Source organism: Pseudoduganella sp. jia 9 (genome assembly GCF_055502615.1).
The window spans coordinates 55,935-66,684 of the sequence record NZ_JBUPWE010000025.1 but is presented as its reverse complement, the minus strand read 5'-3'; the positions used below and the strand labels follow the sequence as shown (position 1 = coordinate 66,684).

Annotated in this window: 10 protein-coding genes; 5 read left to right on the top strand and 5 right to left on the bottom strand. The window is 58.7% G+C overall.

Annotated elements, in window-relative coordinates; all coding sequences use genetic code 11:
• Positions 1–7: 7 nt before the first annotated feature.
• The 4 genes from ACY34H_RS27170 (at position 8) to ACY34H_RS27155 (ending at position 4,268) form a co-directional block, all read left to right on the top strand.
• Complete coding sequence (locus ACY34H_RS27170) at positions 8–1,342, top strand: DUF2169 family type VI secretion system accessory protein (RefSeq protein ID WP_464980546.1); 1,335 nt, start codon at positions 8–10, stop codon at positions 1,340–1,342.
• Positions 1,335–2,852 (top strand): DUF4150 domain-containing protein, encoded by a 1,518-nt coding sequence (locus ACY34H_RS27165; protein WP_464980545.1) that lies wholly within the window; start codon positions 1,335–1,337, stop codon positions 2,850–2,852. The genes ACY34H_RS27170 and ACY34H_RS27165 overlap by 8 nt, the downstream gene beginning before the upstream one ends.
• 389 nt (positions 2,853–3,241) lie before the next feature.
• Positions 3,242–3,511: a DUF6966 domain-containing protein gene (locus ACY34H_RS27160; RefSeq protein WP_464980544.1), complete on the top strand. Its 270-nt coding sequence runs from the start codon at positions 3,242–3,244 to the stop codon at positions 3,509–3,511.
• Between the two features lie 346 nt (positions 3,512–3,857).
• Positions 3,858–4,268, top strand: coding sequence for a hypothetical protein (locus ACY34H_RS27155; RefSeq protein WP_464980543.1), 411 nt, complete (start codon positions 3,858–3,860; stop codon positions 4,266–4,268).
• Positions 4,269–4,613: 345 nt separating this feature from the next.
• Here the strand turns inward: ACY34H_RS27155 and ACY34H_RS27150 are convergent, their stop codons facing one another.
• Both ACY34H_RS27150 and ACY34H_RS27145 read right to left on the bottom strand, forming a co-directional pair.
• On the bottom strand, positions 4,614–6,770 hold the full coding sequence (locus tag ACY34H_RS27150) for a S46 family peptidase (protein ID WP_464980542.1): 2,157 nt from the start codon (positions 6,768–6,770) through the stop codon (positions 4,614–4,616).
• 203 nt (positions 6,771–6,973) lie between these two features.
• Positions 6,974–7,243 carry a GlsB/YeaQ/YmgE family stress response membrane protein gene (locus tag ACY34H_RS27145; RefSeq protein WP_137315003.1) on the bottom strand — a complete coding sequence of 90 codons (270 nt, stop codon included), beginning with the start codon at positions 7,241–7,243 and terminating at the stop codon, positions 6,974–6,976.
• Between the two features lie 213 nt (positions 7,244–7,456).
• Here ACY34H_RS27145 and ACY34H_RS27140 point away from each other — a divergent pair, with 213 nt between their 5' ends.
• Positions 7,457–8,593, top strand: a complete 1,137-nt coding sequence (locus tag ACY34H_RS27140; RefSeq protein ID WP_464980541.1) for a hypothetical protein — start codon at positions 7,457–7,459, stop codon at positions 8,591–8,593.
• Positions 8,594–8,689: 96 nt separating this feature from the next.
• Here the strand turns inward: ACY34H_RS27140 and ACY34H_RS27135 are convergent, their stop codons facing one another.
• The 3 genes from ACY34H_RS27135 to ACY34H_RS27125 all read right to left on the bottom strand — a co-directional run bounded on the left by ACY34H_RS27135 (position 8,690) and on the right by ACY34H_RS27125 (position 10,611).
• Positions 8,690–9,739 carry an acyltransferase family protein gene (locus tag ACY34H_RS27135; RefSeq protein ID WP_464980540.1) on the bottom strand — a complete coding sequence of 350 codons (1,050 nt, stop codon included), beginning with the start codon at positions 9,737–9,739 and terminating at the stop codon, positions 8,690–8,692.
• A 138-nt stretch (positions 9,740–9,877) separates the two neighbouring features.
• Positions 9,878–10,390, bottom strand: a complete 513-nt coding sequence (locus ACY34H_RS27130; protein ID WP_464980539.1) for a Clp protease N-terminal domain-containing protein — start codon at positions 10,388–10,390, stop codon at positions 9,878–9,880.
• A gap of 11 nt (positions 10,391–10,401) precedes the next feature.
• Positions 10,402–10,611, bottom strand: a complete 210-nt coding sequence (locus tag ACY34H_RS27125; protein WP_464980538.1) for a helix-turn-helix domain-containing protein — start codon at positions 10,609–10,611, stop codon at positions 10,402–10,404.
• Positions 10,612–10,750: the final 139 nt, after the last annotated feature.

Genomic DNA, 10,750 nt, shown 5'->3' with positions numbered 1-10,750 from the left:
GGATGCCATGGACTTCATCAACCAGACGCCCTTTCCTGCCCAGCCATTCGACGCGATTGACCAGTTCGGCCAGGAATTCAAGGTGTTCGCGGTCCGGCAGACCTTCAGCTTCGGTAGTGGCGAACTGCGAATTTCCGAGGTCCAGCCGGAGCTGTGCGCGACCGACACCGGATTCGACGACTCGCTCGTGGGGAGTGTCGAACAGGAGTCGGATTACGTGCCGTTCAAGCCACGTTGCGACGTGATCGTCAACGCAACCGCCCATCCTCCCGCTCGGGAGGGTATCCGAAACTTCCCTGTACGGCTGCGGTTATGGCGGCATGGCGAGAGCAAGTGCCTGATCGACAAGGAGCTGATCGTTCACGGCAAACGCGTACTGCGCAGACGCGCCTGGCCGCTGCGCATCGCACTATGGCTGCTGAAGTGGTGCACGTTGACCATCGTACGGCCATGCCCCTGGCGCATCAAGAGAGTCGACCAGTGCCGGCCGATACCGGTGCGCTATGAGCATGCCTACGGCGGCGAGTGCATTGTCGGCGCCAGCGATCCGGCCAGCCGTCGCATCCCAAAGAAGTACAGGCTGACGCCGGAGCAGATTGCAACGCATCCCCAAAGCACGAATGGCGGCTCCGCGCCCGTTGCTCACGTTGCCTTCGACCCGAATCCTTGTGGCACAGGCTTCGCTCATGCGTGGTCCCTGCGCGCCAGCAAGAAGAAAACGGTCGATGCGCCACTGATCGAGCGGCCGGAGACAACGCTCAAGGCACGGCAGTTCTGGCGCTGGCTTGCTCCGTCGCGGCAGGCCGATTGCGAAGCATCGCAGTTCCGGGTGCCGGCCGGCTTTGGCATCCTGCCGAAGACACATCCTGTTCGCCGGGTCCTGGTCGGCACGGTCGACGAGGCATTCGTTGCCAGCGACGCGCCGCTTCCGGACAACTTCGACTTCGCCATCTGGAACAGTGCACCGGCCGATCAGCAGATCGACTACCCGGCGGGCGGCGAAGAGATCGAGCTGGCGAACCTGTGCGCGGCCGGTTCGCCGGGTACGCGAATCGACGCCGGCAAGAACGTCTACCTGCGGCTGAGGCTGCCGAAAGACCAGTGCATTCTGCGCCTGCTGCACGCGGATGAAAGCGCATCGATATTGCCGATGCAGCTCGACACCGTTCTCATCGAGCCGGAAGAGCAGCTGCTTACGCTCGTGTGGAGGAGAACCATTCCGGTCGACGAGCTCGATGTCGTTTCGGCGGAGTTGAGTTATCGACCTCCCAGTGAAACTGCACGCCAGCGTTTCGCACTCGAAGAAGCAGGCAGCCAGATTAGCCGGGCGGATCATGGCTGACGAACCGAACGACTTACCCCCGGGCTCAAAAGGCGAGCCAACCGGCGGCCCGCCTTCGGGGCCCTTTGGCAGCGAAGAACTGCTGCGGCGGGACGCCGAACTGGCAGCGGCGATGCAGGCAAAACTGGATGAGGCTTGCCGGCCCGCCTTGCCCATTGCTCCAGGCAGCAACAAGCTCGGCGCCCGAAAGGATGCCAAGTTCAAGGCGATCTGTACAGCGCCATCGATCAACTGGACACCGGCCGGTTCCGGGCAGGTGCCCGTGCCGTACCAGACCGTCCAGGATCTGTCGAACAGTATGAGCACGGCGCGTACCGTCAAATTCAACGGTTCGCCGGCTTACCTGCTGGATCAGACGACTCAGCCGAAAGGCACTGGAGATGAGCGGGGAACTGGCAAGGGGATTCGCTCAGGGACAGTTACCGGAGAGGTCAAGCCGGTTAGCGGGTGCAAGACTGTGCGGATTGAAGGGAAGCAGGTTGTGCGGGAGGGTGATAAGTGCACGATGAATGGGGGGAACAATCCGGGAGCGTATGCAGCGAAAGCTCAAGCATTACCTGCTCCTAACGCAACTGGAACGATGATGAAGCAACTGAAGGCAGCGGTAGATGCACCTGCTAGCGCTATAGCCGGAGTAGTTAAAAGCTTTCTAAACACGGTGCCAGATCTACTAGAAGCCGGATTGCATGGCAGCGCCATCCAGCAAGTAACCGAACTACAAGAGCGACAACATCTCCTTTATATTTTTGGCCACTCACATGAAGCTAATAAACTGCGTCAGTCAGCTGAGGCATCGAGGAAAGCGATTGAGTCAATTGCTGTTCCAAAGCTTCCCTACTTTAACGATGCTGAACGTGCTGGGGCAACAGTCGCGCTTGCGATAGAAGTCTTAACTACGGGGGCAGGATTTCTAAAGGTGGGCAGATTCTTCGTAAAAAAAATCGAGAAAGCACCTGAAGTAGTCAAGCCGCTGCAGTCTGCAAATATGGGTGGCGGAGTAAAAATCGCAACAATTCCACCTAAAAGAAAAACTGCGGCGGAGAGATCATCAGCTTTTCAAGGCCAGGAGCCATATCCAGGAAAAGACGCCCTAAAAAATATTGAACTAAAGTCTGGAAAGCGAGTCGTACAAATAACATTCAGCAAGGATGGACGGCCAATCTCAGAGTATTTTACTACGGAAAGCGCAGTTCGCCGCAGTACGTTGCCAGATGGAAATGTAGATGCGAACAAGTTAAATCAAGGCCTGCAAATTTATGCTTCTATCGACCCGCAGACAGGCTTGCAGCGAGGTGACTTCAAGCGATATATCCAGCTTTATGAACTAACTGATGATATCCCGCGAGGTGAGGTGGCCTTTGGTCGAACAAAGGCAAACCCGAGGTATAATCCAGATGAGAATCGAACACTTCCGCAAGTTTTCATAAATTCCGAACAGCACTCAAAATTGCGCGCTCTTGATGTCAAAGAGATGATCAACACTAAAACACCTATCTATAAGAAGCCCTGATATGAAGAAAATCACAATTCCCGACATTGGCCCTGCGGATGGGCCAGTGTACGCACATCTTCAGCCTATTGTCGACTACCTTCTCAAAAATGGGAATAGACTTAGCCACGACTTTTTTTGGGGAAGCAATCGTGAGGGATACTTCTGCCATTTAGACAAGCCGATAGACTTTGCCGCGTTAGAAAATGCGTTCATATTGCCTAAAACAGTTCACCTTATACCTTTGCGTAACACGATATACTGTGAGCGCTCAGGAAGCATTATTCAGACATTCTAAGTATTATTTTCCTGAAAGGTATGAATCTGTGGGGTGCATATTGAAAATATGACAAATAAGAAATCGCATTATGGGAGGGTGTCAAGAAACAAATAATTATTGATGGGGAAAAATGGATGTAAATAGAGTTTCCGCATTGCTTTCTGAGATTGAGCGAGTTCTCGAAAATTTCAACTATAATTATTGGGCGATTGAAGTAAAAAAGTGTCGCATTCTTCTTTCGTCGGACACTCTGGCCGGAAAAACTGAAATTTTGCGGCTGTACGGTGGCCTTGGTAGCCTTACTGATATTGTCCTTTACATGAACGACATTCCGCTGATTGCGGAAAATAGAAGACTACATGATATGTGCGAGGTGCTTTATGGTGAACTCTATAAATAATAAGCTTTGGTAGGGCGTAAATGCAAAATTAAACAACGAATGGCCTTGGGATATGGTGTTGTCAAATTGAGCTTCCTCTGTTGCCGTCATATTCATATGCGTCAGTCGTTTAATTTGCAACTAGAAGAATTATGGTTAATAGCGGTCGGCCGGGAAAGATTATTTCGGCTTTGAGGTGATGGATGCCGCAGCCCGGTAAAGATGCAAGAAGTTTGCAAAGTTCGCCAGCTTCATCTGACTATTAGTTGAAAGGCAGTCGTATGCTGTGTTACTTCAAAATGCTGACATTGTGACTGTACAAGCACTTACCAAATTTGGTGATGACGGAAAAGAGGTTCCATCTACGATGAGTAGCATCGAAATGCTCGAACAGGGTTGGTCATCATCACCCGTGAGAAAAATAGCTTGGTTATATGATGATCTGGAGTATCAGTACCGTTCACCATACACCCTTTCAGCCTGCATCGTACCCGGAGCGAAGTATTTCGCTCTCGTCGAAAGTGTAGATGAGCAACAGAACTCATCTCTGTTTCGCATGATTTCAGGAGATGGCAGATCACAGGTGACGGTACCAAATATCCAGCTAATTTCAGGGAGAAGTATTTCTGGTCAGTTTGAGTGGTTCAGCCATTTAGACTCTACCCCGGACGGCACAGTAGCAATTGTTTTTCGTCCTCATGAAGGAAGCGATGCGTTTCTTATTAAAGTTGACGCGGCTTCTGGAACTACTATCTCCGCGGAATATATTCGCGCATGATTACTAGTTAATCCCGCTTGCTTGTATGGAAAGCCATGAAGAGGCGATTTCTAAAGGATATTGCTGATGTCACGCGTCCAGGACGGCCTAGGCATGCTTCAGATCAACCGTATTGCTCGAGTGGCGCGAAAGGCCACTTGATTTGTGGAAGGCATCGAAACGTTCTGGCGTACCACGCGAATACGAATTCCCGTATTTATGTACTAACTGCGGCGTCATCGTCCTCTTGCTATCACTGTCTGCATCCTGCCAAGCGTCAGCCCGATGGCCAGCAGTAGATTCGCTGCACCCATAAAAAAAGCCACGCCTCTCGCAGGACGTGGCTTTCGATAAAGGCTGGAACGCTTACTCGGCGCCCATCTCCTTCAGCAGGTTATCGGCCTTGTCCACATGCTTCATGTTCCACAGCATGTAGCGCAGGTCGACCTGGATGTCGCGAGTATTGGCCTTGTTGAAGTCCCAGTCCGAGATGATCGAATCGAGCGTGCCGTCGAATGCCAGGCCCACCAGCTCGCCCTTCGCGTTCAGCGCCGCCGAACCCGAGTTGCCGCCGGTGATGTCCAGCGTGGCCAGGAAGTTCACAGGCACCGTCTTCAGCTTCGGATCGACGTACTTGCCGAAGTCCTTGGCCTTGATCGCGTCCAGCTGCGCTTTCGGTGCATCGAACTCGCCCGTGCCGGTGTGCTTTGCCAGCACGCCCTTGACGGTGGTGAACGCGGTCCAGGTGCTGCCGTCGGCGCCGTGGTCGCGGCCGGCGATGTTGCCGTAAGTGACGCGCAGCGTGCTGTTCGCGTCCGGATACACGGCCTGGCCCTTCGACGTCATGTAGGCGATCTTGGCCTTCATGTAGCTGCCGTAGGCCTGCTGCAGCTTGCCGGCCAGTTCTTCTTCCTCCGCCTCTTCCTTCAGGTCGGCGTCATACAGCGCCACGGCGGCCTTGATGAAGGCATCGTCGCTGGCCTGGAAATCGGCCGGCTTCTTGTCCAGCCAGGCATTGCGGTCGGTGGCATTGGTCAGCCTGGTGCCGTTGTACAGCTTGTCGAGCGCGGCGGACAGTTCCGCATCGCTCATGCCCGCACGCAGGCCCAGCGCCGTGTTGAACGCCTGTTTCTGCTCGGCGGCTGGCTGTGCCAGGTAAGCCTTCATGTGGTGCATGGCAAGCGCCTTGTCCACTTTCGGGTCGAACGTGCGTTCCATCGCCGCCATGTTGGACTTCAGGCGCGGCAGGTCGCGCACCTGGTAGCCGGACTTGCGCTCGGCATCGGGCTTCTGGTTCTCGTTGGCCAGGCGATACAGCGTGCGGGCGCCCATCAGCAGGCGCGGTTCCGCGTAGTTGTAGTTGAAGTCGCTCTTGACGGCGGCATCGCGCTCGGCGATCAGGTGCTCGACCTTGACGATGTCGTCGGCGTATTCAGCCTTGCGCTTGGCATCGCCGTCGATCCACTTCTTCAGCTGCTCGTGCTCGGCGGTCTTGCGCTGCAGGAAGTCGCTGTTGGCATAGGAGTCGATCATGCCCTGGCGGTTCTTGTAGTAGTTGTTGATACCGGCTACCTGGCCCGCGTATTTCAGCGTGAGGTCCTTGTTGCCCTTGGTTTCGCGGTCGATGATTGCCAGGTTGTCGGCCGACGCCTTGACGAATGCCGGGTAGAACCAGTCGAACGTGAATTGCACTTCGGATGGCAGGCGGTGGCGGTTGGTGCGGCCCGGATAGCCCATCACCATCACGAAATCGCCTTCCTTGACGCCATCCTTCGCCAGCTTCAGCACGTGCTTCGGCACGTACGGCACGTTGTCCTTGCTGTAGTCGGCGGCCTTGCCGTCCTTGCTCACGTAGGCGCGGTAGAAACCGTAGTCGCCGGTATGGCGCGGCCACATCCAGTTGTCGGTATCGCCGCCGAACTTGCCGACGCCGGCAGGGGGCGCGTGCACCAGGCGCACGTCGCGGATTTCCAGCTGCTTGATCTGGTAAAACTCCAGGCCGCCGTAGAACGACGGCACGGTGCAGCGGTGTCCCGGGTCTGCTTCGCAGGCTGCCACCAGCGTCTTCTGGTTCTTCTCGATCGCATCGCTGCGCGCCTTGCCCGACAGTTTCGCCACCGCCGGCGTGACGATCTTGTCGGTCACGTTCAGCACTTCCTTCGTCACGAACACGCGCGTGCCCGGCGCGGCCGGCAATTCCTCGCCCAGCGAGCGGGCCACGAAGCCGTTGGCCAGCAGGTCGCGTTCCGGCGTGGAATTCTGTGCCACGCTGTTGTAGACGCAGTGGTGGTTGGTGACGACCAGGCCTTGCGGCGACACGAACGACGCCGAGCAACCGCCCAGGCTGACGATGGCGCCGGCCGGGAATTCGGTCAGGCGGGTGAGGCTGTTCGGATCGAGTTTCAGGCCGGCGGCTTTCAGCTGCTTGGCGATTTGCGGCAGCTGCTGCGGCATCCACATGCCTTCGTCGGCGTGGGCGGACGTGATGCTCATGATGGCGAGCGCGAGAAGTGATTTTTTCATGCGATGGTCTAGGAGTTGTTGTGGGCGTCCCGATAATTGCCGCGGGTTACGTGGCGCGTGCAAGTATCCGCATCGCATTGCGATTCGTCAATCAGGAATTTCAGTAGCAAAACCGCATGAAATTTGGTTCGCTGACAATGAAAAAGCCGGCCCTCGGGCCGGCTTCATTGCTGACTTCAGTGCTATCGCATGGGCAAGCCCGGTTAGCGCGCCCGTCCGCGGAAGACCAGGTTGACGATGGCCAGCAGGATCACGGCGCCCAGGAACGACACCAGCAGCGAGAGTGGACTGAAATCATCGGCATTGATGGTGCCCGTGCCGAACAGGGGCGAGAGCAGCCAGCCGCCGAGCAGTGCGCCGACGATGCCGACCACGACGTTCAGGAACAGCCCTTGCTGGGCGTCCGTTTTCATGACAAGGCTGGCGAGCCAGCCGATGATGCCGCCGATAACGATCCAGATGATGAAGTTCATGCTCGTTCCCCTAAGTCGTTAAGAAAAAGACCGGGCCGTTCAGCCCCGCCATGTAAAAAGTGTAAGGGCGGCGCATGGCCGTAGTCCGTGCGCCAGCGTACGTTCCCGGCGTGGTCTGGAACAAAGGCCGTCTTGGTGCGGAAACGTACAGAGAAGTGTTGTTCAGAAGTCTATTGTGAAGTGGTCATCGACATACATTTAAAGGAGACCCTCATGAGCCAGACGAACCAGAATTCCCGCCTTGTTACCGGCCTGTTCAACGACCGCGAGAGCGCAGAACGTGCCTATCACCACGCAACGTCGCGTGGCTACAGCAAGGACGACATCAACGTACTGATGTCCGACGAAACCCGCAAGCGCTACTTCAGCGGCGGCGAGCAGATCGAAACTGAACTGGGCAGCAAGGCTGCCGAAGGCGCGGGCATCGGTGCCGGCGTGGGCGGCGCGATCGGTGCCGCACTGGCGGCCGTGGCTGCCGTGGGTACCACGCTGGTGCTGCCGGGCCTGGGCGTGGTGGTGGCCGGCCCGCTGGCCGCTGCGCTGGCCGGCGCAGGTGCCGGCGGCCTGACCGGCGGCCTGCTGGGCGCGCTGATCGGTGCCGGTATTCCGGAAGAGCGCGTGCAGCACTATGAAGAAGGCCTGAAGCAGGGTGGCATCGTGATGGGCGTGAATGCACGCTCCGACGAAGATGCCGCGCATATCGAATCGAGCTGGAAAGATAGTGCCGGCCAGCACGTGATCGGCACCGGCCTCGGTGCGGCGGGCGGCGCGGCGGCAGGCCTGGCGGCCGGCACGCCGGGCGGTCCGATCGGCATGGCGGCGGGTGCGGTCGTAGGCGGTATCGCCGGCGGCCTGGCCGGCAAGGGCGCTGCCGAAGTGGTGAACCCGAAAACGGGCGACGACCTGAGCGACCATCACCTGGCAACCGGCGTCGGTGCCGGGGGCGGTGCGATGGCCGGCATGGCGCTGGGCGCGGCTGCCGGTCCGGTCGGCATGGCTGCCGGAGGCGCGATCGGTGCGCTGGCGGGCGGCATGACGGGCAAGGGCGTTGGCGGCCTGGTCAACCCGGCCGAGGAAAAAACGTACTGGGAACAACAGCACCGCAACGAGTCGTACTACAACCCGGCTTATCAGTACGACGACTACGATCCAGCATACTCGCTGGGCTACAACGGTCGCGCCAACTACCGTGGCGACTGGAACACCAACGAAACCAGCCTGCAGAGCGACTGGGAGCGCACGAAAGGCAATTCGCGGCTGTCGTGGAACGAAGCGAGGAGCGCCACGCGTTCCGCCTGGGACCGCATCGAGCGCAAGCTGCCGGGCGACTGGGATAAGGATGGCAAGTAAGCTCTTGCAGATAAGCGCTGGAAAATAAGCGCTGGCAGATAAGCAGGAACGCCAGCATGCATGAATGAAAAAGGCCGGGATTTCCCGGCCTTTTTTTCAGCCTCCCGCACCGGCGGCGGCCATCCTGCGCCGTGCATGTTTCAGTTTCAGCAAGGGTTGCTCCACGAGGTAGCAGCTCAGCACGCTGATCGGCAGCACGATCAGGCAGGCCAGCGCCAGCTTCAGCCATGGCGACACTGGCGGCAGGTAGGCCACCAGCAGCGTCTGCACCGGCCAGCCGTACAGGTAGACGCCATAGGAAATGTCCGGCAGCTTGTTGAACGTTTCGGTCAGCCACATCGGACGGAAGGCAAAGTAGAACAGCAGGTAGCCGCCGAACGTGGCCAGCCCCAGCTCCGCGTAGCGGCGCGAAAACATCAACGCCAGTAGCGCCACCGCCGAGACCAGCGCGCCGCGGCGCGTGAAGCGGTAGCAGTCGCGGTACAGGTAGAAGCAGCCGCCGGCAAAGAACAGCGAACCCAACCGTACGATGGGGTCGTTCAGCAGCAAGCCCAATGGTGCGAAGGGCAGTGGCAGGCCGAAGGATGCGTACAGGTACGCCGCAAAGCCCGTCACCGTCAGCGCCAGCCACACGCGCCGCTGCCGGATGCCGCCGGACACGCCCAGCAGCATCACCGCCAGGTAACAGGCGAATTCCCGCATGATGGTCCACATCGAGCCATTCACCTGCGGTTCGGGCAGGCTCTCGAAAACCGGCGGGGTGATCGGCCCGTGCAGCACGGCCAGGCACAGCGCGACCGTGCTGGTCGATAATTCCCGGAAATAGCGCCCTGCATCCGCGCCGAGTGGCGCCACGATATACACACAGACCAGGCTGGCGACGATGAAGCCGGGATAGATGCGCAAGACCCGCTTGCGCAGGAACCGGACCGGCACTGGCTCGAGATCCCAGCTTTGCACGATCAGGTAGCCGCTCAGCAGGAAGAAGCCGTCCACCGCAAGCTCGCCGAACGACAGCGTGTGGAACAGTTGCGTCAGCAGCTCGCGGTGACGGTTGCCATCCTGCAGTTCCGGTGCGTGCGACAGCAGCACGAGCAGCGCGAGCAGCAGTCGCAACAGGTTGAAGTTATTCTGATGCCGCAACATCCCCATAAGCGCCTCGAAGTTTTAGTTATAAAATTTATATGCATTTTTTATAACCAAATGTACGTCGGTAGCGGTCGGGAAGCAAGGCGAGGCTGTGGAGATGGCGGCCTGGAACAACAGTGCAGGTGAAAACGCCCGTCAGGCCGAGTGTCGCACCGCCGGGATTTCGGCGCGGGCCGCCGCAGCCAGCGCTGCCGCATCGATACCGATCGCTTTCAACGCCCGTGCCGCGGTACCTTGCGGGCTGGATGCGATCACGGCCGCCACATGCGCGCCCGTCAGCGGTTCTCCGGCCGCGCGGGGCCAGGCGGCCAGCGACCGCATCACCTCTTCCATCGCACCTTTTGCACGATAGACGCCGTTTCCCGGCAGTACCGGTGCATCGTCGGCCAGCAGGGCGGGATCGGCGCCGGCGGCTGCCAGCGCAGAACCATGGGCGGCCGCGATGCCGGCCCGCAGCCGGGATGGATCGGCGCCGGCACGGAGCAGCGCGCGCCGCGCCAGGCCATCAGGCAGGTCGAGCGCCGCCAGCAGGAAATGTTCCGGGCCGGGTTCCGGCTCGCCCATCGCATTGGCCTGCCGTTCGGCACCCTCGCAGAGGGCCTTGATGGTGCGCATGTCGGCGATGCGCTGTTTCAGACGCTGCAGCATGATGCTCCTTTCTAGGATTGAATCAACGGTGCCAGGCGCTTGTGCGCGGCCTGTTTCGATACGCCCAGCGCATCGGCCACATGGCTCCAGGACCAGCCCTGGGCAATGGCAGCCGCCACGGCCTTGCGTTCGAGCTTGTCCGCGGCCAGGCGCAGCGCAACGACCGCCGCCAGCGCTTCAGCGGGATCGTCGGGGCGGGGGAGGGTTTGGAGATCGATCATGCGTCAAGCTTAGTTGACGATGTCAATGGCGTCAACAAAAGATGACGAGCCGGTGGCGAGCCAAAACGGTGACAGGCTCCTTATTTTTGCAACTGGAACCCATTACTGGTTTTGTCACCGGTTGCGGCAATAAAAAACC